Source organism: Halomonas sp. C10-5 (assembly GCF_057169305.1).
Window position 1 is genome coordinate 884,614 of sequence record NZ_CP175665.1, and the last position, 21,436, is coordinate 906,049.

A 21,436-nucleotide genomic window follows, 5' to 3' on the forward strand; every position below is an offset into this window, starting at 1 on the left:
ACCCCACGGACCTTGCGGTCGTGGGGTTTCTTCCAGCTTCAGGCTTTAAGCTTTAAGCTTAAGCGTCGATCCGCTTGTACTTCATGCGGTGCGGAGTGTCGTCGCCGACGCGCTTCTTGTGGTCCGCCTCGTACTCGGTGTAGTTGCCCTCGAAGAACTCTACGTGGGAGTCACCCTCGAACGCCAGGATATGGGTGGCGATGCGGTCGAGGAACCAGCGATCGTGGGAAATCACCAGGGCGCAACCGGGGAAGGCCAGCAACGCCTCCTCCAGTGCCCGCAGGGTCTCGATGTCGAGGTCGTTGGAGGGCTCGTCGAGCAGCAGCACGTTGGCGCCCTGCTTGAGGGTCTGGGCCAGCTGCAGGCGACCGCGCTCGCCACCGGAGAGGTCGCTCAGGCGCTTCTGCTGGTCGTTGCCCTTGAAGTTGAAACGCCCCACATAGGCCCGCGAGGAGACCTCGTAGCCATTGATGTTGAGGATGTCCTGGCCGTCGGAGACCGCCTCCCACACCGTCTGCTTGTCATCCAGGGCGTCGCGCAGCTGCTCGACGTAGGCGATGTCGACGGTCTCGCCGACCACCACCTCGCCGCCGTCGGGCTGCTCCTTGCCGGTGATCAGCTTGAACAGCGTCGACTTGCCCGCGCCGTTGCCGCCGACGACGCCGACGATGGCGCCCTTGGGCACGGTGAAGGTCAGGTCCTCGTAGAGCAGCTTGTCATCGAAGGCCTTGGAAACGCCGTGGAACTCGATGACCTTGTCGCCCAGGCGCGGGCCGGGCGGAATGTAGATCTCGTTGGTCTCGTTGCGCTTCTGGAAGTCGCCGGACTGCATCTCCTCGAAGCGGTTGAGGCGCGCCTTGCTCTTGGCCTGGCGGCCCTTGGCGTTGCTGCGCACCCACTCCAGCTCGTGCTTGATGGCCTTGTTCCTGGAGGCCTCCTGCTTGGCCTCCTGCTCGAGGCGCTTCTCCTTGGCTTCCAGCCAGCCCGAGTAGTTGCCCTCGAAGGGGATGCCCTGGCCGCGGTCGAGCTCGAGGATCCAGCCGGCCACGTTGTCGAGGAAGTAGCGGTCGTGGGTGATCGCCACCACGGTGCCGCTGTAGTCGTGCAGGAAGCGCTCCAGCCAGGCCACCGACTCGGCATCCAGGTGGTTGGTGGGCTCATCGAGCAGCAGCATGTCGGGGCTGGAGAGCAGCAGGCGGCAGAGTGCCACGCGGCGCCGCTCGCCACCGGAGAGGTTGCCTACGCGGGCCTCCCAGGGCGGCAGGCGCAGCGCCTCGGCGGCCACCTCCAGCTTGCGGTCCAGGTTGTGGGCGTCGGAGGCCTCGATGATGTTCTCGAGACGCGCCTGCTCGCTGGCCAGGGCGTCGAAGTCGGCGTCCGGCTCGGCATAGGCGGCGTAGACGGCGTCGAGCTTCTCCTGGGCGTCCTTGATCTCGCCGAGGGCCTCTTCCACGGTCTCGCGGACGTTCTTGTCGTCGTCGAGCTGCGGCTCCTGAGGGAGGTAGCCGACATTGATGCCCGGCATGGGGCGTGCCTCGCCCTCGAACTCGGTGTCGACGCCGGCCATGATACGCAGCAGGGTCGACTTGCCCGCGCCATTGAGGCCCAGCACACCGATCTTCGCGCCCGGGAAGAAGGAGAGAGAGATATCCTTGAGGATCTGCTTCTTGGGGGGCACGACCTTGCCCACCCGGTTCATGGTGTAGACGTATTGCGCCATGGAGTTCCACTTGGTTGAAGGATTGGCTGACCCACGGATGATAGAGCCCGCAACAGGCAAAGGCCAGCCACTGTCCCGCTCCGGCGGGGCTACTCCTCTTCGTCGATGGCCCAGTCGTCCTCGATGGCACGTCGCAGGCGCCGCTCCTCGAGCAGGGCCTCCACGCGGCGTCGGGCGCGCAGGGTGTCAGCGCGGCTGCTGGCACGGGGACGCGCGTAGTCGTCATCGTTCATCGCGTCGGAGAGTTCCTGGTCGTCGTCGTATCCAGGATCGAGAAGGTGTTCACGGCCCATGTGGTGTTCCTCCCATGGCCAGTGGTCGACGGGCGTCGACCGATCACGTATCGCTTCTCTTCCTCTGTGCGGCTGTGGAATCCGAAGCGCCCAGGCAACGGGGTTGCCTGGGCGCTATATATATGCAACGCGAGGGGAGCACAAGCCCCGCCGCCGGTTTTTTTGCAGCACCGCGCCGGGTGATCGCCCCGGGACGGCTTACTCCAGGCCGTGCTCGGCCTTGAGGCGCTCCAGTTCCAGCTGGGTCTCGACCCGCTCGGTGACGTCCTTCTGCACGCCGATGTAGTAGGTGAGGTTGTCGTCTTCGTCGTGGACCGGCGTGATCGAGAGCTCGTTCCAGAACAGGGTGCCGTCCTTGCGGTAGTTGCGCAGCACGGTGCGGCAGGGACGCCCCTCGGCCAGCGCCTTGCGGATGGCCACCAGGCCCTCCTGATCACGGTCATCGTTCTGCAGGAAGCGGCAATCCTGGTAGAGGATCTCGTCGGCGCTGTAGCCGGTCAGGCGTTCGAAGCCCTGGTTGACGTAGATCAGGATGTTCTCGTCGCCCTCCTGTTCGGCGACCACGATGCCGTCCTCCGAGGCGTCGATGATGCGCTCGAGTAGGTCAGGGCTGATCAGTGGGGATCGTTTCATATCGGGTGTTCCATTATGGGCGTTCCTGTCGCGGATCCGGTCCTGGCCGCCTGGGTGACGACGTGCGTATTGCACTCGATTGTGCCAGATAGCATGGCCAGTAGCCGGCGGGATTTCAACGCGGCCCACGGCTCGTCGCCGGTAGCCGTCGCAGTCGATCACTCCACCTCGGGCAGACGGCTGGCGCTGGCGGCGGCGGCCAGTGCCATGCCGGCGAGCAGCACCAGCAGGGCGGGGCTGCCCAGCCACTGGCCAAGGGCGCCGACCGCGCCGCCCACCACCAGCAGAAGCACCCCGGTAATGGTGTTGGAGAGCGCCACATAGAGGGCGCGTTTATCGCCGCCGGCCATGTCGACCACGTAGGTCTTGCGGCCCAGGCGCACCCCGGCGTGGACGATCACCAGCAGCGCATAGACCAGTGCATAGGGCCATACCGTCTGGGTCCAGCCGCCCGGCAGCCAGGCGATGCTGGCGCCGAGCAGGCAGCACGCCGCCGCCCCCAGGCCGGCATCGCGCATGACCCGCCGGCTCGAGGTGTCGGCGCGCTTGCCCCATACCGGGCTTGCCAGCATGCCGGCGAGTCCCGAGACCACGATCAGCACGCCCAGGCCACCCAGTTCGGTGCCGCTCTGCTGCTGGCCGAGCAGTGCTACCCAGGGCAGTGCCAGGGCGCTGGCCAGCAGCAGGGTGCGGGAGACGTTGAAGTGCAGGAAGGCGCGATCCTCGCGCAGCAGGCGCAAGCCCAGCTTGACGCTGTCCCAGGCGTTCTCGCCGCCTTCCACCGCTCCGGGAGCCTCGCGGATCCGCGCCGCGCACAGCGCATTCAGCGCCCAGCCCAACGCCGCCACGCCGAGCAGAACGGCCAGGGCGATCTCGCCGGGGCGATCCTCGAAGAGCATCAGCACGCCGCCGGCGGCCAGGGTCACGGCTCCCGCCACGCTGCCGCTCCAGCCCATCAGGGTGCCGCGGCGCTGCTTGGCGATGGTCTTGCCCAGCACGTCCTTGGTGGCGATGGAGGAGAGCCCCCGGGCCAGCGAGAGTGCCACCAGGGCGACGAGTACCAGGCCCCCGCCGACGCCGCCTGCGCCCAACAGTGCGAGCAGGGCGAGTACCGCGGCGGCGGCAGACTGGAGCAGCCCGCCGGCCACCCACACCCACTTGCGCTGGGGCTTGAGGCGGATGAAGCCGGCCACGAACAGCTGCGGCAGCAGGGCGCCGGATTCGCGGATCGGCACCAGCAGGCCCACCATCCACAGCGGTGCACCGATCACCCCCAGCAGCCAGGGCAGCACCAGGCGGGCGCTGGATAGCTCGTCGGCCAGCTTGTTGCCCAGCGAGGCGACCAGGTGCAGGAAGAAGCTGCGCGGCTGCTCGTCACAGGCCTCGTCGGGAATGTCCTTGCACATCCGGCTGTCCTCGTCGCCGGTCAGCCACTCGTAGAGGCGTCGCTGGCTGATATCGGGTGCGGCCATGGGGGCTCCTCGCTGGTAGGATGGGTCCCCTATTGTCGCGACAGGGAGGCTGCCGTGTCACCTATAAGACTTCTCGACTGCACCCGCCACCCGAGGCCGGCCTAATGACCCGCGATGGCCAGGCGATGCTTTACGGCCTCGGCGCCGTGGCGCTGTGGTCCACCGTGGCCACCGCCTTCAAGGTGGCGCTGGGCTACATGTCACCCCTCGAGCTGATGTGGCTCGCCTCGCTGGTCTCCTGGGCGCTGATCGGCGTGCTCGTGGCTCGCCAGGGGCTCGTCGGCCAGGCCCTCAGGCAGGGCTGGCGTACCGCCGCCTGGGCGGGGCTGATGAACCCGGTGGCCTACTACCTGGTGCTGTTCGGCGCCTACGACCGCCTGCCGGGCCAGGAGGCCATGGCGCTCAACTATACCTGGGCGCTGGCCATGGCCTTCCTGGCCGTGCCGATCCTTGGCCAGCGGCTGACCCGCATGGACGTCGGGGCCGGGCTGATCGCCTATGCAGGGGTGTGGGTAATCGCCACCCGCGGCGCGGTGTTCGACGTGGCCTTCGCCGACCCGCTCGGCGTGGGCATGGCGCTGGCCTCGACGCTGATCTGGGCGCTGTACTGGCTGCTCAACGCCCGCGACCACCGCCCGCCGCTGGTGGCCCAGTGGCAGAACTTCAGCGTCGGGGTGCCGGTGCTCACGCTGCTGCTGCTGGACGGCCCCGGCCTTGAGTGGCACGGCTGGCCGGCGCTGGGCGCCGGGGTCTACGTGGGGCTGTTCGAGATGGGCATCGCCTTCGTGCTGTGGCAGCTGGCCGTGCACGGGGTGTCGCGCACGTCCAGGGTCTCCAACCTGATCTTCCTCTCGCCGCCGGTGTCCCTGCTGCTGCTCTACCTGGTGGTGGGTGAACCGATCCTGGCCTCGACGCTGGTCGGCCTGGTGCTGATCCTCGCCGGGCTCGGGTTGCAGCAGTGGCAGAAGGCACCGGTGCCTCAGGAGAGCAGCTGATACTCGAAGAGCAACTGCTTGAAGTCCTGGCGCTGGTGACAGAAGAGGTAGATCGAGACCTGGCCCTGCTCGAGCCAGTATCGATAGATGACGCGATAGCCCTCGATCAGCAGCTCGTGGTACTGGCTGATGCCGAGTTCCAGAGCCAGCCGGCAAGTCGGGTAGATGCCAGGCTGCTCGGAGAGTCGTTGCAAGGCACCAGCGACGAGTCGCTGTGTGTAGGCGTGCGCCTCCGCTGGTGCCCACTGCTGATGATCGATCAGGAAGTGACGACAACTGCGCAGCGACCGAAGGGCAGTATCCTCGAGGGTGACAGGCAGGGGAGGGGTCACAGCGTTTCGCCCAGCTCGTCCCTTTCATCTTCCTTAAGCTTGGCCATGAATTCGTCGGCGCGCATGGTTTTGCCTTCCTCGCGGCTCTTCTCGCCCAGGCTCAGCAGCTTGAGCAGAGCGATGGCCTGCTCGCGGCGCTCATGGGCGGCGTAGGACTCAACCACGTAGGTAGGCTTGCCCTTCTGGGTGATGACCAGGGGCTCCTGGACATCCAGGGTGGCGGCATTCTGCTTGAGATAGCTGATGGTTTCCGTGCGCATGACGGTTCCCCGCAGAGGATGGTGGACCAATTTTAGTCCATCAATGGTCTTCCTGCGAGCCGCTGGCGAGTGTCAGGCCATTCTCCTCGAGGAGGGGAGCGAGTTCGGGCCACACGGTGTCGAGAATCATCGGCTGGGCGGCGGCGGTGGGATGGATGCCGTCGTCCTGCATCAGGTTGTCATCAAGCGCCACGCCCTCGAGCAGGAAGGGCACCAGTGCCAGGTCGAACTCGTCCGCCAGGCGGCGGTAGACCCCGGTGAAGGCCTTGCGGTAGGCGCGGCCGTAGTTGGGCGGGATGTCGATTCCCAGCAGCAGCACCTCGGCATCGGCTGCGTGGCTGGCCTCGATCATGCGCCGCATGTTGGCCTCGAACTGGCCGGGCGGCAGGCCGCGCAGGCCGTCGTTGCCGCCCAGCTCGAGCAGAACGATGTCGGGGTCATGGTGTCCGAGAAGCTCAGGAAAACGACTGGCCCCGCCGCTGGAGGTCTCGCCACTGATGCTGGCGTTGATCACGCGCGCCTTCCCGTCCAGCCTCGCCTGCAGCAGACTGACCCAGCCCCTGTCGGATTCGATGCCGTAGGCGGCGCTCAGGCTGTCGCCCATCACCAGCAGGGTGGGGCGCTCATCGGCTGCCAGCGCGCCTGCGCCCAGCGCAAGCGTCAGGGACAGCAGCCAGCCCAGGGTCCAACGCAATGGAACATCAGGGAGTCCCTTCTTCATGAACGCTACCTCTCACACGGATATGACGCCGATTCTACACGCCGAGCGGCTGAGCAAGCAGGTTATCAGCGGCGAACGGCGGCTCACCATTCTGAGTGACCTGGCGATCTCGGTGTTCCCCGGCGAGACGGTGGCGATACTCGGCCAGAGCGGTGCTGGCAAGTCGACCCTGCTGGGGCTGCTGGCCGGGCTCGACCTGCCCACCGGCGGCGAGCTCGAGATGTTCGGCCACCGGCTCGCCGATCTCGACGAGGATGGCCGGGCGCGACTGCGCGCCGGCCGCGTGGGCTTCGTGTTCCAGAATTTCCAGCTATTGCCGACCCTCACCGCCCTGGAGAACGTGCTGCTGCCGCTGGAGCTCTCGCCGCGCTCCGACAGCGAGCAGCGTGCCCGCGAGTGGCTCACGCGGGTGGGCCTGGGCGAGCGCCTCGACCACCTGCCCAAGCAGCTCTCCGGCGGCGAGCAGCAGCGCGTGGCCCTGGCGCGGGCCTTCGTCACCGGCGCCGAGCTGGTGTTCGCCGACGAGCCCACCGGCAACCTCGACCCCGACACCGGGGAGCGGATCATCGACGCCCTGTTCTCGCTCAACCGCGAGGCGGGCACCACCCTGGTGCTGGTCACCCATGACCACGCCCTGGCACGGCGCTGCGATCGCTGCCTGCGCCTGGAGCATGGCCGCCTGGCGGAGATGCGTCTCGATGAGGTGAGCGCATGAGCCTCTCCGTCCTGCGTCTGGCGCGCTTCTCGGCTCGGGGACTCGTCCGCGACCTGCGCGCGCCCGACGTGCGAGCGCTGTTCGTGGCACTCGCCCTGGCGGTGGCCGCCTCCACCATGATCGGCTTCTTCCTCGACCGCCTGGACCGCGGCCTGACCCGCCAGGCCAGCCAGCTGCTGGGCGGCGACCTGGTGCTGGAGCAGGGGCGGCCCTTCGACAGCGAGCTGCGCGGCACCCTCGAGGAGGCGGGCATGGTGCTCAGCGACCAGGTGGACATGGTCTCCATGGTCAGCCTGGGGGACGCCTTCCAGCCCGCCAGCCTCAAGGTGGTGGATGGTCGCTATCCACTCTACGGCGGGGTGCACGTCGACCTGGGGGAGGGCGTCGAGGTGGTGGCCCGCGGGCCCTCCCCGGGTGAGGTGTGGCTGGCGCCGCGCCTGGCGCTGCTTCTCGAGGCCGAGATCGGCGACCGTGTGCGCCTGGGCGAGAGCGAGCTGGTCGTGGCCGGGCTGGTGGAGCGCGAACCCGACCAGTCCGCGGGCTTCGGCAGCTTCAACCCGCGGCTGATGATGCATCGCGACGACATGGAGGCCACCGAGCTGGTCCAGGATGGCTCACGGGTGGAGTTCGAGCTGCTCGGCGCCGGGCCGCCGGATATCCTCGACGAACTGGCGCCACTGCTGGAGCGACTGCGTCGCGACGGCATGGAGGTCCGCGATGTGCGCCGCGACCGCCCGGGACTGGGCAGCGCCCTGGAGCGCGCCGAGCGCTACCTGAGCCTGGCCGGGCTCGCCGCGGTGCTGCTGGCCGGGGTGGCGGTGGCGATGTCCACCCGGCGCTATGTCGACCGCCATCTGGATACCGCCGCACTACTGCGCTGCTTCGGCGCCACCCAGGGTGAGCTGACCCGGCTGTTCGGCATGCAGCTGCTGTGGCTGGCGCTGGCGGCCTCGGTGCTGGGAGCGCTGCTGGGGCTGGCCGGCCAGGCCGCGCTGCTGGCGTTGCTCACGGCTTTGCTGCCCATGGAGCTGCCGGCCCCGGGCATGCTGCCGCTGTGGCTCGGGGTGTTCACTGCCCTGGCGGTGCTGGTGGGCTTCGCCGGGCCGACGCTGCTGCGCCTCAAGAAGGTCAGCGCCCTCAAGGTGCTGCGCCGCGAGCTCGACCCGCTGCCGGCATCGGCGTGGCTGGTGGTGGCTGTGGCCAGCGGCGTCTTCGGCGGGCTGCTGTGGCTCTACTCCGGCGACCCGGCACTGGCGCTGGGACTGCTGCTGGGAGGCCTGGTGATGCTGGTGGTGCTGTGGGGACTGGGCTCGCTGCTGCTCGGCGGCGTGTTGCGCCTGGCCGCCCGTCTGCCGCGCGACGGGGCCGAGGCAGGCCTCACCCAGGCGCTGCGCCTGGGTGGTGCCCAGCTGGCGCGCAGGCGCACCGCCAGCCTCGGCCAGCTGCTGGCCTTCGCCGTGACCTTCTTCGCCATGGCGATGATCGCCCTGGTGCGCGGTGACCTGCTCTCCACCTGGGAGGCGCAGCTCCCCGCGGACACCCCCAACTACTTTGCCATCAATATCCAGCCCCACGAGCGCGAGGCCTTCGAGGCCTCGCTCAGCGGTGCTGCCGACGCCCGCAGCGCCCTCTACCCCATGGTGCGCGGGCGCATCACCGCCATCAACGGCATGGCGCCGCGCGAGGCGGTGCCCCCCGAGGCGCGCGGCGACAACGCCCTGCGTCGCGAGCTCAACCTTACCTGGCGTGAGACGCTTCCCGAGGGCAATCGCCTGGTGGCGGGGGAGTGGTTCGGTGCGGAGCAGCAGGTCGAGTCCGCTGGCTGGTACGACGAGGTCGCCGCCGAGCCCGGGGTCGAGCGGGTGCCGATCTCCATGGAGGATGGCCTGGCCGAACGCTTCGACCTGGCGCTGGGGGATACCCTGACCTTCACCATCGGCGCCGCCGATGTGGTCGGTGAGGTGACCAGCCTGCGCGATCTCGACTGGGACAGCTTCCGCCCCAACTTCTTCGTGATCTTCCCGCCCGGTGTGCTGGAGCGCTTCGGCCACAGCTATATTACCGCTTTCCACCTCGACGAGGCGGAGCGCGACGTGCAGCGCAACCTGGTGCGTGATTTCCCCGGCGTCACCCTGCTCAACGTCGACGCCATCCTCGCCCAGGTGCGTGACCTGCTCACCCGGGTGACGCGTGCTGTGGAGGTGGTGCTCGCCTTCGTGCTGCTGGCCGGCGTCAGCGTGCTGTATGCGGCGCTGACCGCCAGCCGCCCGGTGCGCGCCCACGAGAGTGGCCTGCTGCGGGTCTTCGGTGCCGGCAATCGCCTGCTCTCCCGGGTGCAGGGGGCCGAGTTTGCTATTCTCGGCCTGGCCAGTGGCTTGATGGGCGCACTGCTCGCCGAACTGGCCAGCGCCGCGCTCTACCTGGCCTGGCTCGATCTGACGCCGCGCCTGCACCTGTGGCTGTGGCTGGCGCTGCCGCTGGGTGGGGCGCTGCTGATCGGCGCCATCGGCCACCTGCTCTCCCGGGACCTGCGCCGCCAGGCCCCGGCGACGAGCCTGGGCCTGCTGGGCGAGACCTGAGATGAACGACATGCGGAGCAGCAGATGAAACAGGACACCCTGCGCTACCGGCTGCTGGAATCCCAACTCGAGCTGGCCCGACGTGGCGATCGCGCGGTGGTGCTGCTGCTGACCGGGCATGCGGTGACCCACAAGGGCCAGCTGGTCAACCGCCTCAACCACTGGCTCGACAACCGCCATACCGAGGTGCATGCCCTCGCGCCCAGCAGCGAGGAGCAGGCCAGGCCCTACTGGTGGCGCTACTGGCGGCGGGTGCCGGAGCGCGGGCGGGTCGGCATCTTCATCCACGGTTGGCATGGCGACGCGCTGTTCGCCCGCGCCGAGCGCCGCCTCTCCGCCGGCTTCTTCGAGGATCGCCTGGCCAGGATCCGCGAGTTCGAGGCCGAACTCGCCGCCGCCGGGGTGGTGCTGGTCAAGCTGTGGATGGATATCGGTCGCCATGCCCAGCGCGAGCGCCTGCAGGCGTTGCAGGCCGATCCCGCGCTTGCCTGGCAGGTGGGGCCGGTGGAGTGGCAGCGCCACGTCCAGCATGCCGCTATCCAGGCGCTGGGACGACGCCTGCGCGACGCCACCGAGGCTCCCTACGCCAGCTGGCAGCGGTTGCCGCTGCGCGCCCCGGACGAGCAGCTGCCACGGGTGGGCGAGGCGCTGCTGGGTGCCCTCGAGGCGCCGGCCGCATCGCCGCGACCGGTGGTGGCTTCGTCGCTGGCGGCCCTGCCCGAGTCCCCCGCGCTGCGCCATACCGACCCCGAGGTCGCCCAGCGCCTCGACAAGTCCCGCTACCGGGAGCGTCTGGCCGCCGCTCAGGCGCGCCTGGCGATCAACGCGCGGGAGGCCGCCCGGCGCCGCCTGCCGGTGGTCATCGTCTTCGAGGGGCAGGATGCGGCGGGCAAGGGCGGAAGCATTCACCGCCTGACCGCGGCGCTGGATGCCCGGCAGTACCGGGTGCATCGCATCGCCGCGCCCAGCGACGAGGAGGCCCTGCGTCCCTGGGCCTGGCGCTTCTGGCGGCGTCTGCCCGCCGACGGGCGCATCGCCATCTTCGATCGCAGCTGGTACGGCCGGGTGCTGGTGGAGCGGGTCGAGGCGCTCGCCAGGCCCGATGAGTGGCAGCGCGCCTTCGCCGAGATCCGTCAGTTCGAGCAGCAGCAGCTCGAACACGGCGGGGTGGTGATCAAGCTGTTCCTTGCCATCAGCAAGGAGGAGCAGCTGCGCCGCTTCGAGGCGCGCGCCGCCACCCCCCACAAGCGTCACAAGCTGACCGACGAGGACTGGCGCAACCGCGAGCGCTGGGACGACTATCGATTGGCCATCGACGAGATGTTCGCCGCCACCCACCGCCACGGCGCCGAATGGACGCTGGTCGGCTGCGATGACAAGCGGCGTGCCCGACTGGCGGTCATCGACACGGTCAACGCCCACCTGGAGGCACGCCTGCAGTCGCCCTGCTAGGCTTGAGTGCTGCCAGACCCCACGATCACTCAGCTCGATCACACACGGAGGTGATCCCATGCCCTTTCCGAATCCTGTCCCGCCGCGCCTGGCGCTGCCGCTGGCATTTGCCCTGCTGGCCAGTGCCCCGGCATTCGCCGATACCGAGCGTCTCGAGAGCGACCTGCGGGCCTTGGTCGCCGAGCAAGGCGAGCTTGTCATCGGCGGTCTTTCCACCTCGCTGCTGGGTGGCGAGACCCGCGCCGAGGAGCTGCGTTTCGAGGGCCCCGACGGCGAGACGCTGTGGATAGACCGCTACGTGGTGAAGGGTGACTACGATCGCCCGGACTCCGTCACGCTGGAGGGCATCCGCGTGGAGGGCATTCGCCTGGAGGACGCCCCGCAGGAACTGGAGGCCTCCCTGGTACTGGGCGTCGCGCGCATCGTGCTGGATGATCCCGGCAGTGCCGTGCCGCCCCGAGACGACGAGGCGCTGGCGGAGGAGTGGCTCGATGTGATGACCCTCACCGAGCTCAGCCTGGAGCACCCCGAGGGGATGCTCGCCTCCCTGGCCAGTCTTGACCTGGATGGCGACTTCGAGGACGGCCAGGGCGGGCTTGCCCTCGAGGCCCTGGCGGTCGACCTGGACCGCCTGATCACGCTCTCCCCCGAGGAGGAGCGTACCCGCCTGCGCATGGCCAGCAATGTGCTCACCGACGGCAGCGGCCAGCTGCATCTGGATGCCGGTTTCGATGCCCGCTGGGAGCCCCAGGCCGAGCAGACGGGACGGCTGTTCAGTGACGGCGAGCTGACCCTGCGCGATGCCCTGGTCATGGCGATCGACCTGGAGAGTCTGCTGGCCCTGCCCGAAGGAGCGGAGGTCGCCACGCTTCTGGCCGACGGGACGCTGCTGGAGGAGGTGGCCCTGGGTGGCGGCCGGTTCGAGCTGCGTCTCGCCGAGCGGGGGCTCTTCGCCCGGTTGGCGACCCTGGGCGCCACCATGGAGGGGATCAGCAAGGCCCAGTATCTCGAGCAGGCGCGTACCCAGGCCGAGGGTTTCGGAATGATGTTCGGTCCCCAGGTGCGCGACCTGCTCAACGGCCTGGTCGACCTCATGGCCGGCGGCGCCGAGGAGCTGGTGGTCACCCTAGATCTGCCCGCCGAGGAGCGCCTCGAGAGCTTCGCCGAGGATCCCCTGGCGCTGCCCGAACGCTTCGCCATGCAGGTGGAGACACGCTGAGCCCGGCAGCCGGCAAGGCAAGATGAATGCGTTGCGGGCCGGGATGACGTCGATTCAAGTGAAAGGGGCGGGGGGCTGGGGTATCATGCCGTGATTCACCTTACTCTCGTGATATGAGGTTTTCCGCCGATGTTCAGCCGTGACATGACGATTGCCGGTTTCGATGATGCCCTCTTTGACGCCATGCAGAAGGAAGTGCAGCGCCAGGAGGCCCATATCGAGCTGATCGCTTCCGAGAACTACGCCAGCCCCCGTGTCATGGAGGCCCAGGGCAGCCAGCTGACCAACAAGTACGCGGAAGGCTACCCCGGCAAGCGTTACTACGGCGGCTGTGAATATGTCGACATCGTCGAGCAGCTGGCCATCGACTATGCCAAGGAGCTGTTCGGCGCCACCTACGCCAACGTCCAGCCCCACTCCGGCTCCCAGGCCAACGGCGCCGTCTTCCAGGCGCTGGTCAAGCCGGGCGACACCGTGCTCGGCATGAGCCTCGACGCCGGCGGCCACCTCACCCACGGCGCCAAGCCCAACTTCTCCGGCAAGCACTACCACGCCGTGCAGTACGGGATCGACGAGAGCGGGCGCATCGACTACGAGGAAGTGGCCAAGCTCGCCCGCGAGCACCAGCCGAAGATGATCATCGCCGGCTTCTCCGCCTACTCCCAGATCATCGACTGGGCCAAGTTCCGCGAGATCGCCGACGAGGTGGGCGCCTACCTGCTGGTTGACATGGCCCATGTGGCCGGCCTGGTGGCCGCCGGCGTCTACCCGACGCCGCTGCCCCACGCTCACGTGGTGACCACCACCACCCACAAGACCCTGCGCGGTCCGCGTGGCGGCCTGATCCTCTCCAGTGAGGGTGACGAGCAGATCGAGAAGAAGCTGCAGTCCGCCGTCTTCCCGGGCAGCCAGGGTGGCCCGCTGGAGCACGTCATTGCCGCCAAGGCGATCTGCTTCAAGGAGGCCATGGCCCCCGAGTTCAAGGCCTACCAGCAGCAGGTGGTCAAGAACGCCCAGGCCATGGCCGGCGTGTTCCTCGAGCGCGGCTATGATGTGGTCTCCGGCGGCACCGAGGACCACCTCTTCCTGCTTTCGCTGATCAAGCAGGAACTGACCGGCAAGGATGCAGACGCCGCCCTGGGCCGCGCCCATATCACCGTCAACAAGAACGCCGTGCCCGGCGACCCGCAGAGCCCCTTCGTTACCTCCGGCCTGCGCATCGGCACCCCGGCGGTGACCACCCGCGGCTTCGGCGAAGGTGAGTGCAAGGACCTGGCCGGTTGGATCTGCGACATCCTCGACGTGATGGCCAAGGGCGAGGACTCCGCCGCCATCGAGGCTGAGGTCAAGGCGAAGGTCGCCACCGTCTGCACCAAGTTCCCGGTCTATCGCTGATCGCGGCGGCGGGCCGGCCGCGGCCCGTCTGACGTTCGAGTAATCTCCCGCAAGGCCCAGCCAGGTACTCCGCCCGGCTGGGCCTTCTCGTATGCGAGTAGCTCAAGCCGTTGAAAATCTTGGTGTTGACATATCGTGATTTGTTTGATTGCGGGTCTTCCTGGGCGCGACTACCTTTAGTTACAGCTGTCCTGTTAAGAAAAGTTGTCTGGTTCAAGTTGCACGTCTTCTCATGTCACTCGAGCCCAGGCTCGCCCCGGTGAACGCTAATGAACAACAAGGGCGAAAGAACGGACCTGCAACGTGCCTTGCGGTTATGTCGGGAAGCCTTCGCTTCTGTTGGCTTCTTCAGCCTATTCGTCAACCTGCTGATGCTGGTGCCGGCCATCTACATGCTGCAGGTATACGACCGGGTCCTCTCGACCCGCAGTCCCGACACTCTGCTGGTACTCACCGGGGTGGTGGTCTTCCTCTTCGTCATCATGGGGCTGCTCGAGCTGGTGCGCTCGCGCATCCTGGTGCGTGCCGGTAATCGCCTCGACACCCTGCTCAGCGACCGGCTCTACCGCGCCATGTTCCGCCGCAGTCTGGCCAGCGAGGGCAGCGGGTCGGCCCAGCCCCTCGACGACCTCGCCAACCTGCGCCAGTTCTTCTCCGGCAACGGCCTGCTGGCTATCTTCGACATGCCCTGGGTGCCCGTCTTCCTGGCGGTGCTGTTCCTCTTCCACCCTTGGCTGGGGGCCTTCGCCACCGCCTCCGGCCTGCTGCTGCTGGCACTGGCGCTGGCCAACGAGAAGGCCACCCAGCCGCTGCTGAGCGAGGCGCAGGGCGAGAAGATCAAGGCTCGCGAGCAGCTGGTGGCCAACCTGCGCAACGCCGAGGTGCTGCATGCCATGGGTATGCTGCCGGGCCTCATGGCACGCTGGTCAACCCGCCACCAGCGCCACCTGGCGGGCACGTCCCGGGCCAGCGACCGCTCGGGCACCCTGACCAATCTTTCCCGCGTGCTGCGCCTGCTGGCCCAGTCCCTCATCCTGGGCCTGGGCGCCTGGCTGGTGCTGCGTGGTGAGCTGACGCCAGGCATGATGATCGCAGGTTCCATCATCATGGGGCGGGCGCTGGCCCCCATCGACCGCATGATCGGCTCCTGGAAGAGTTTCGTCTCGGCGCGTGGTGCGTACGATCGCCTGGACAACCTGCTCAGGAAGATCCCCGACGACCAGGAGCGGATGTCGCTGCCGGCGCCGCGGGGCGAGATGGTGGTGGAGGGCGTTGCCGCGGCGCCCCCCGGCAGTCGCACACCGACCCTGCGTGGCATACAGCTGGCGGTGGCGCCCGGCGAGCATATCGGCATCATCGGCCCCAGCGCCGCCGGCAAGTCGTCGCTTGCCCGGGTGCTGCTGGGCATCTGGCCGCCGCTTGTCGGCACCGCCCGTCTCGATGGCGCCGACATCGCGCTGTGGAACCGCGATGAGCTCGGCCCCCACGTCGGCTATCTGCCCCAGGACATCGAGCTGTTCGAGGGCAGTGTGGCCGAGAACATCGCCCGCTTCGGCGAGGTGGATACCGAGGCCGTGGTGACCGCCGCGCGCAAGGCCGGGGTGCACGAGATGGTGCTGGCCCTGCCCGAGGGCTACGACACCCTGATCGGCCCCGGCGGCGCCGGCCTCTCCGGCGGTCAGCGGCAGCGCATCGCCCTGGCCCGTGCGCTCTACGGCAACCCGGTGCTGGTGGTGCTCGACGAGCCCAACGCCAGCCTCGACGACCGCGGTGAATACGCCCTGCGCGCCGCTATTGCCACCCTCAAGCGCGAGGGGGTCACGCTGTTCGTGATCAGCCATCGCACCCACCTGCTCAAGGGCATGGACAAACTGCTGATGCTGCGCGACGGCCAGGTCCAGATGTTCGCACCCACCGCCGAGGTGATCGCCAGCCTCGCCGGCAAGACGAGCCCCACGCCCGCCGCGAATGCCGCCAAGGTGGCGCGGGGACGCATGGCGGCGGTGGCCGCGGGCCAGGCGCCCTCGCCGCCATCTGCTCCGGCGGGAGGAGAAGCGCCATGAGCCGCGAACAGTCATTCGAGCCCGGTGCCAAGAGCCTGCAGGCCGAGCGCGGCGAAGCATCGGGCCCCAGCACCCTGGAGGGCGAGTACGCGGTGCAGGTGCCGGTCGACAGCCGTCGCCACCAGCGGCTGGGCATGCTGGTGCTGCTGCTGGCACTGGGTGGCTTCGGCGGCTGGGCCTTCACCGCCAACCTGGCGGTGGCCGTGGTGGCCCCGGGGCATGTCACCGTCGAGTCGTTCCGGCGTTCGGTGCAACACCTGGAAGGTGGCGTGGTGAGCGAGATCCTGGTCGAGGATGGTGACCACGTGGCGGCCGGCCAGCCGCTGGTGGTGCTGGACGACACTCGTGCCCGCGCCCAGCTGCAGATCGTGCGCGCCCAGTACCTGGTGGGCAAAGCCACCGAGCTGCGCCTGCTCGCCGAGCAGCGCGGCGACGAGGCGCTGGCCTTCCCCGACGCGCTGCTCGAGAGCGACCAGCCCCGAGTGCAGGCGATGCTGGATGTCCAGCAGGCGCTGTTCCGGGCCCGCCGCGAGTCCCTGCGCGGTACCCTTGAGGCTCTCGACGAGCAGGCCATCCAGCTCGAGCAGCAGGTCGAGGGGCTCGCCGAGATGGTGGCCTTCGGTGAGCAGGAGCTCGCCTCGCTAAGCGTCGAGGCGCGCGACCTGCGTGGCCTGTTCAAGAAGGGCATGGTCAGCAACCAGCGCCTGCGCGAGGTGGAGCGCGACCGTCTCGAGCTCTCCCGCGAGGTCGCCGGGTACCGTTCCGATATCGCCCGCCTCGGCTCCCAGATCAGCGAGAGCCGCATGCAGCGCGAGATCCGCCTGCAGGAGTTCCACAGCGACATCGGCGAGCAGCTGCGCCAGGCCCAGGTCGGGGTCACCGAGGCCGAGGAGCGCATTAGCGCCCTGGCCGACCAGGTGGCACGCACCACCCTGAAGGCGCCGGTGGCCGGCATCGTGGTCGAGCGTCGTGTCCACTCGGTGGGCGACGTGGTACGCCCCGGTGATTCACTGCTCGACATCGTGCCCGCCGACGGTCGCTTCCTGGTCGAGGCCCGGGTGGTCGACCGCGACATCAATCGCCTGCATCCCGGCCAGCATGCAGAGATCCGCTTCACCGCCTTCAATCAGCGAACCACCGACGTCATCGCTGCCGAGGTGGTCTTCGTCAGCGCGGACAGCCAGCAGGACGAGGCCACCGGCGCGCGTTTCTACCGAGTGCGCCTGCGGGTCCTGGACACCGAGCGAGAGAAGCTCGATCGGCAGATGCAGCTGCTCGCCGGTATGCCCGCCGAGGTCTTGATCCACACCGGCCAACGCACCTTCGCCAGCTATATCACCAAGCCGATCACCGACATCCTGGCCAGGGCCATTCGCGAGGCGTAGGGAGCCAGACCACTGCCACCATTACACGGAAGGAAATGCTTCGGTATGTCGTCAAATGAACCCCCGATCCATCTGGTGACCGAGTCGACACCCCAGTCGCAGCTCTTCGCCGACTACCTGCATCGTCAGCTGGGGTGCGCGGCCATCCTGTTGTCGCCCCGCCTCAATGGCAGGCCGCGAAGCGAAGGCAGGCGGCTGGTCCTGCTGGATATTGACCACCTGGACGAGGCCGATCTACACGCCTGGCAGCTGCGAGCCGCCGAGCAGCCCGAGGTGTACCTCGCCGCCTTTAACCTTAACGATGAGATCCAGGCCGTGGAACTGCTCTCTGCCATCCACCTCCAGGGTATCTTCTATCGCAGTGACAGCCTCGACCTCATCTGCAAGGGACTGAAGCTGCTGCGTCAGGGCAAGCCCTGGATGTCGCGGTCGCTGATGGCGCGGTTGCTCGAGTACTACCACCAGCGACAGATCAATCTCTATCGCCCCTCCTGCGGCCTCACCCGCCGCGAGCTGGAGATCATCGGCATGTTGGGCTCGGGGGCGTCCAACCTCGAGATCTCCGAGCAGCTGTTCGTCAGCGAGCACACGGTCAAGTCCCATCTCTACAACATCTTCCGCAAGATCGACGTGCACAGTCGTGGTCAGGCGATCAACTGGACCCGGCGCCACCTCGGTGCTCCGCCCCCCCTCCAGAAGCATAAGCGCCGCCAGGACTAGTCGTGATCTCTCCGGACCCCTGAGGCCCCGGCGTCAGTAGATGCTCGTCGCCCCGCTACCTCTCCTGCCCCGCGCAGGAGTGCTTCCTCGACGTGACCGCGACCCTCCTGCGCCTCATCCTTCCGGACGAGCGCTCTCGGCGTGCGCCCGGCCCGTACACCGCTCGCCGGATCGAGGCCTTTAGTCACCAAGGTATGAGGTTTTCTCATTAGTCTTCGAAAAAAGAATGAGGTGATCTGACGTTGCGAGAGGCAAAAGATTGGTATCCGTCGCCTGCGTAAATGACCACTGCAACTCACTGGCTTGGCTAGCTTTCAGTTAGGAGGGGTCGGCTGCCACTTGGTCTTGCGCCGGCACCCGCCACCATCGCGATATCTGACGGCAAGGGAGAAGGGACATGTCAAACCACGAAGACCTCTTGGAGATCAGCGGACCGATCACGGTCGATGAGTCGGCGGGTCGGCAGGATGACGATATCCCGTTGACCGGCGTGCCGGCCCTGATTTCCAGTCTCTACGGCGATTACGGCGAGCCCGCGAACCTGGCCTACCGGCGAGACATGATCAGCACCCCGGAAGGGGTCACCGAGATCGGCTGGGCGGACCAGGACGGTGACCCCATCAGCGACCTCGACACCAGCCTATTCGCCCTCGATCCCGAGAGCGGGAATTATGAGCTGGTCACGCTGAACGTCGATCCCGACGACGACAACGTACTGATTGGCACCACGGCGTCAGGCAATGTCGCCTTTATCGCGTTGATCGTGCCCAACGCCGATGGCACCGCGTCCGACGTCTACCTGCTGGACTACCTGCCCAAGCAGCATGCCAACGGAGACCATGCGGACGACACCGCCGTTCTCGATGAGCTCTCTGTCGCCGTCACCGGCACCGGCCTCCAGCCATTCGACTTCGGCGGCGCCCCGGCTGGGCAGAACGCCTTCATGGCCTTCGGTGACCCTGACGGCCTGTCCATCGTGGTCACCGGCACCGCCGAGGGCCAGACCGTCAACAGCAGCAAGGCCAACGACACCTCCTTGGGCGCCAACAACCAGAACGTGGACGCCGGTGAGGGCCTGGTGGTGACCTATGTCAGCGGCATGGACCCTAACTATCTGGTGCCGGACCTGACCTCGATCGAGGCCAAGGATGCCGGGAATATCCAGTTCGACTCACTGCAGACAGCGACCGTAGCCTCGGTGCAACTCGTGAAGTTCACCCCGCCCAAGGCCGAGTCGGTGGTGCGCATCACCGCGCTGCTGACCGATCAGGAAGAGGGCACCGACTTCATTCCGGGCAACAACGACGGCGACTCCACGGTCCCGATAACCGCGGTCTTCGTCAATGGCGTGGCGTGGGACTTCACGACCGATGGCGATACTGTCGTGATCGAAGGCGTGAAGAATAACGACACCATCACCTTCGAGACCGCGGGCGACCATAACCGCTTCATCGTCGAGAACGGCCAGCCCGAGAAGGGGGCCGGGTCCAACGTCAGCTGGAACATCGGCGGCATCGCCGTCGGCGCGCCTACCGAGGAGACCGACTACGCCCCCATCACCCTCCAGTTCGATGACGACGGGCCGATGCTGGACGTCATCCGCACCGACACCGAGGCGCCGAGCCTGACCACCCAGGACGCCGACACCATCGGCGATGCTAGTGATACCGAAAGCGGCGACTTCTCGGTGCTGTTGGAGCTGACCCAGGACATGGGTGCCGACGACAACGGCACCCCGGCCAGCCTGGCCTACAGCCTATCGATCGGTGATGGCATGGCTGACACCGGGCTTGCCAGCGACGGTAACCCCATCACCTTGGTGATGGATAATGGCGACATCGTCGGCCAGACCGAGGTGGGCGGTGTGGTAACGGCTATCTTCCGCATCGGCGTGGACAACACCGCTGGCAACGAGGGCAGGGTCACCCTGACCCAGTATGCCGAGATCGACCACACCGATGAGCTGGCGGACGACAATGCCACCAACAACAGCGTGGCCAATCTGGGGCTGGCCCCGGCCAGTGTGCGGCTCACCGCCTCGGCCACCATCGTGGACGGGGATAACGACAGCGAGAGTGACAGTGAGACCGTCGACATCGGTGACAGGCTTAGCTTCGATGACGACCTGCCCGAGCTGTCAACCATCGACGACGGCGTGGTGGACTTCGAGTCGGGTGACTTCTACGAGGACGACGCCTTCCTTGACTACGGTGCCGACGGCCGGGGCAGTTTCGTCATCACCGGCTATACGGATCTACCCGGTGACACCGATCTTGGTGAGATTACCGAGACCTTGTCCGAGGCTGACACCGTACTGACCTATTCGAACGCGGATGGCCCTCTCTTCCGCCTCACGCTCGATCAGGACGCCGACGGTGGCTACCGCTTCGAGGTGCTCCAGGGCCCGCCTCAGGTGCCCGGCGGTGAGTCGGGGACGCGACCCTGGGAGGGTGACCTGACGCTAGAGTTCGATGTGAGGGCCTTTGATGGCGACGACGATGCCGTCGACGGCAGCTTTCAGGTCTTTATCGACGGCACCCCCGAAGGAGGTGGTGAAGGAGAAGGCGAAGGAGGAGGTGGTGAAGGAGGCGAAACAGGCGAAGGAGGCGAAGGCGGTGGCGAGACTCCCCTGCCGCCGATCGAGGAGGGCCTCCTGTAAGCCCCTGACACCCGGCAAGAGCCACCTGCCTGGTTAGCGTCGGCCCGCATCTCGCGGGCCGACGTCGTTCTGTTACCTGTCGCCCCTTCGATACGTTGCCCAGCGATAAAGCTGGGGTCGCCATCGTCTACCACACCGTTAGTAGCCCTCGTCGTCCATCCTGCCCTACCTGTTACTCCCCATCCCATGAGGACCACCTCGGTTCATCGACTTTATCAGGAAACTCATGCCCAAGGAGGGGATGAAACCTGATCACCTGGTTCGTTTTTTAAAGGTTCCTGGAAGAGGTTTTGGTTACCTAAGCCGCTATCCGGTATTCAGAACTTTGGTGCGTGCCTCCCCGACTAATTGAGCAGTTTCCAACTGTGTGATGGCTAGCTTGAAGGTATGAGTGATCGAGTTGCCAGCCGTGCTCGTGTAAGACACACCAAGACGGATTTCACGGCCATCAACGACGACGGCAAGCCGGTAACTCACATCACGGGTACGGGGCATCAGGGAGGAGTGAGGCCGCTTCGGCAGGGCAAGTCCCCTCGCCAGGCCTTCGGCAGAGGGAGTGGGCCAGGTCAACAACGCGACACCATGCAGTTCGGGGAGAAGGGTCATGTCAAGCCACGATGAAACTCTATTAGTCGTCATGTCACCGATCACGGTGGATGAAACAGCTGGCACGCAGGGCGATGATGATATTGCGGTGACGCCACCGCCCGCCCTGATTACTGGTCTCTACACTACCTACGGTACACCCGATAATCTCGCCTACAAGGCCGGCATGATCACGCTCTCTGCGGAAGCTACGCTGGATTTGAAGAATATCGGCTGG

At 67.2% G+C, this 21,436-nt stretch carries 17 protein-coding genes; 10 read left to right on the forward strand and 7 right to left on the reverse strand.

Annotation, left to right across the window (positions count from 1 at the left end; translation table 11 throughout):
• Window positions 1-58: 58 nt before the first annotated feature.
• The 4 genes from ettA to ACJ7IV_RS04170 form a co-directional block, all read right to left on the reverse strand.
• Window positions 59-1,720, reverse strand: coding sequence for an energy-dependent translational throttle protein EttA (ettA, locus tag ACJ7IV_RS04155; RefSeq protein ID WP_213311372.1), 1,662 nt, complete (start codon window positions 1,718-1,720; stop codon window positions 59-61).
• 89 nt (window positions 1,721-1,809) lie between these two features.
• Window positions 1,810-2,013, reverse strand: a complete 204-nt coding sequence (locus tag ACJ7IV_RS04160) for a PA3496 family putative envelope integrity protein (RefSeq protein ID WP_161431032.1) — start codon at window positions 2,011-2,013, stop codon at window positions 1,810-1,812.
• Window positions 2,014-2,211: 198 nt separating this feature from the next.
• Window positions 2,212-2,646, reverse strand: a complete 435-nt coding sequence (locus ACJ7IV_RS04165) for a PAS domain-containing protein (RefSeq protein ID WP_483865906.1) — start codon at window positions 2,644-2,646, stop codon at window positions 2,212-2,214.
• Between the two features lie 158 nt (window positions 2,647-2,804).
• On the reverse strand, window positions 2,805-4,118 hold the full coding sequence (locus ACJ7IV_RS04170; RefSeq protein ID WP_483865907.1) for an MFS transporter: 1,314 nt from the start codon (window positions 4,116-4,118) through the stop codon (window positions 2,805-2,807).
• Window positions 4,119-4,222: 104 nt separating this feature from the next.
• On the opposite strand from ACJ7IV_RS04170, the gene ACJ7IV_RS04175 reads away from it, so the two are divergent.
• The gene (locus ACJ7IV_RS04175; RefSeq protein WP_483865908.1) at window positions 4,223-5,113 is read left to right on the forward strand and encodes a DMT family transporter; all 891 of its coding nucleotides are present in this window, start codon (window positions 4,223-4,225) and stop codon (window positions 5,111-5,113) included.
• Here ACJ7IV_RS04175 and ACJ7IV_RS04180 read toward each other — a convergent pair.
• From ACJ7IV_RS04180 to ACJ7IV_RS04190, 3 genes are read right to left on the reverse strand one after another with little or no spacing between them, the layout of a single operon-like run.
• On the reverse strand, window positions 5,098-5,445 hold the full coding sequence (locus tag ACJ7IV_RS04180) for a type II toxin-antitoxin system RelE/ParE family toxin (RefSeq protein WP_483865909.1): 348 nt from the start codon (window positions 5,443-5,445) through the stop codon (window positions 5,098-5,100). The two genes, ACJ7IV_RS04175 and ACJ7IV_RS04180, sit on opposite strands and share 16 nt — an antisense overlap.
• On the reverse strand, window positions 5,442-5,705 hold the full coding sequence (locus tag ACJ7IV_RS04185) for a type II toxin-antitoxin system Phd/YefM family antitoxin (protein WP_213311368.1): 264 nt from the start codon (window positions 5,703-5,705) through the stop codon (window positions 5,442-5,444). Before ACJ7IV_RS04185 ends, ACJ7IV_RS04180 begins: the two co-directional genes overlap by 4 nt.
• A 40-nt stretch (window positions 5,706-5,745) precedes the next feature.
• On the reverse strand, window positions 5,746-6,426 hold the full coding sequence (locus tag ACJ7IV_RS04190; RefSeq protein WP_483865910.1) for an arylesterase: 681 nt from the start codon (window positions 6,424-6,426) through the stop codon (window positions 5,746-5,748).
• On the opposite strand from ACJ7IV_RS04190, the gene ACJ7IV_RS04195 reads away from it, so the two are divergent.
• The 9 genes from ACJ7IV_RS04195 (at window position 6,425) to ACJ7IV_RS04235 (ending at window position 20,613) form a co-directional block, all read left to right on the forward strand.
• Entirely contained in the window at window positions 6,425-7,141 is a 717-nt protein-coding gene (locus ACJ7IV_RS04195; protein WP_483865911.1) for an ABC transporter ATP-binding protein, read from the forward strand. The two genes, ACJ7IV_RS04190 and ACJ7IV_RS04195, sit on opposite strands and share 2 nt — an antisense overlap.
• Window positions 7,138-9,720: an ABC transporter permease gene (locus ACJ7IV_RS04200; RefSeq protein ID WP_483865912.1), complete on the forward strand. Its 2,583-nt coding sequence runs from the start codon at window positions 7,138-7,140 to the stop codon at window positions 9,718-9,720. Before ACJ7IV_RS04195 ends, ACJ7IV_RS04200 begins: the two co-directional genes overlap by 4 nt.
• 24 nt (window positions 9,721-9,744) lie before the next feature.
• Entirely contained in the window at window positions 9,745-11,172 is a 1,428-nt protein-coding gene (locus ACJ7IV_RS04205; RefSeq protein ID WP_483865913.1) for a polyphosphate kinase, read from the forward strand.
• 58 nt (window positions 11,173-11,230) lie between these two features.
• Window positions 11,231-12,391, forward strand: coding sequence for a hypothetical protein (locus ACJ7IV_RS04210; RefSeq protein WP_483865914.1), 1,161 nt, complete (start codon window positions 11,231-11,233; stop codon window positions 12,389-12,391).
• A gap of 129 nt (window positions 12,392-12,520) precedes the next feature.
• The gene (gene glyA, locus ACJ7IV_RS04215; RefSeq protein WP_161431048.1) at window positions 12,521-13,786 is read left to right on the forward strand and encodes a serine hydroxymethyltransferase; all 1,266 of its coding nucleotides are present in this window, start codon (window positions 12,521-12,523) and stop codon (window positions 13,784-13,786) included.
• 269 nt (window positions 13,787-14,055) lie between these two features.
• Complete coding sequence (locus ACJ7IV_RS04220; protein WP_483865915.1) at window positions 14,056-15,849, forward strand: type I secretion system permease/ATPase; 1,794 nt, start codon at window positions 14,056-14,058, stop codon at window positions 15,847-15,849.
• A complete protein-coding gene (locus tag ACJ7IV_RS04225) occupies window positions 15,846-17,234 on the forward strand; it encodes an HlyD family type I secretion periplasmic adaptor subunit (RefSeq protein WP_483865916.1) in 1,389 nt (462 codons plus the stop codon). The genes ACJ7IV_RS04220 and ACJ7IV_RS04225 overlap by 4 nt, the downstream gene beginning before the upstream one ends.
• A 45-nt stretch (window positions 17,235-17,279) precedes the next feature.
• A complete protein-coding gene (locus ACJ7IV_RS04230) occupies window positions 17,280-17,954 on the forward strand; it encodes a LuxR C-terminal-related transcriptional regulator (RefSeq protein ID WP_483865917.1) in 675 nt (224 codons plus the stop codon).
• 397 nt (window positions 17,955-18,351) lie between these two features.
• On the forward strand, window positions 18,352-20,613 hold the full coding sequence (locus ACJ7IV_RS04235; RefSeq protein ID WP_483865918.1) for a DUF5801 repeats-in-toxin domain-containing protein: 2,262 nt from the start codon (window positions 18,352-18,354) through the stop codon (window positions 20,611-20,613).
• Window positions 20,614-21,436: the final 823 nt, after the last annotated feature.

Coding starts and splice junctions, on each gene's coding strand:
- ettA (WP_213311372.1), bottom strand. CDS start 1,720: ATGGCGCAATACGTCTACACCATGAACCGGGTGGGCAAGGTCGTGCCC.
- ACJ7IV_RS04160 (WP_161431032.1), bottom strand. CDS start 2,013: ATGGGCCGTGAACACCTTCTCGATCCTGGATACGACGACGACCAGGAA.
- ACJ7IV_RS04165 (WP_483865906.1), bottom strand. CDS start 2,646: ATGAAACGATCCCCACTGATCAGCCCTGACCTACTCGAGCGCATCATC.
- ACJ7IV_RS04170 (WP_483865907.1), bottom strand. CDS start 4,118: ATGGCCGCACCCGATATCAGCCAGCGACGCCTCTACGAGTGGCTGACC.
- ACJ7IV_RS04175 (WP_483865908.1), top strand. CDS start 4,223: ATGACCCGCGATGGCCAGGCGATGCTTTACGGCCTCGGCGCCGTGGCG.
- ACJ7IV_RS04185 (WP_213311368.1), bottom strand. CDS start 5,705: ATGCGCACGGAAACCATCAGCTATCTCAAGCAGAATGCCGCCACCCTG.
- ACJ7IV_RS04195 (WP_483865911.1), top strand. CDS start 6,425: ATGAACGCTACCTCTCACACGGATATGACGCCGATTCTACACGCCGAG.
- ACJ7IV_RS04190 (WP_483865910.1), bottom strand. CDS start 6,426: ATGAAGAAGGGACTCCCTGATGTTCCATTGCGTTGGACCCTGGGCTGG.
- ACJ7IV_RS04200 (WP_483865912.1), top strand. CDS start 7,138: ATGAGCCTCTCCGTCCTGCGTCTGGCGCGCTTCTCGGCTCGGGGACTC.
- ACJ7IV_RS04205 (WP_483865913.1), top strand. CDS start 9,745: ATGAAACAGGACACCCTGCGCTACCGGCTGCTGGAATCCCAACTCGAG.
- ACJ7IV_RS04210 (WP_483865914.1), top strand. CDS start 11,231: ATGCCCTTTCCGAATCCTGTCCCGCCGCGCCTGGCGCTGCCGCTGGCA.
- glyA (WP_161431048.1), top strand. CDS start 12,521: ATGTTCAGCCGTGACATGACGATTGCCGGTTTCGATGATGCCCTCTTT.
- ACJ7IV_RS04220 (WP_483865915.1), top strand. CDS start 14,056: ATGAACAACAAGGGCGAAAGAACGGACCTGCAACGTGCCTTGCGGTTA.
- ACJ7IV_RS04225 (WP_483865916.1), top strand. CDS start 15,846: ATGAGCCGCGAACAGTCATTCGAGCCCGGTGCCAAGAGCCTGCAGGCC.
- ACJ7IV_RS04230 (WP_483865917.1), top strand. CDS start 17,280: ATGTCGTCAAATGAACCCCCGATCCATCTGGTGACCGAGTCGACACCC.
- ACJ7IV_RS04235 (WP_483865918.1), top strand. CDS start 18,352: ATGTCAAACCACGAAGACCTCTTGGAGATCAGCGGACCGATCACGGTC.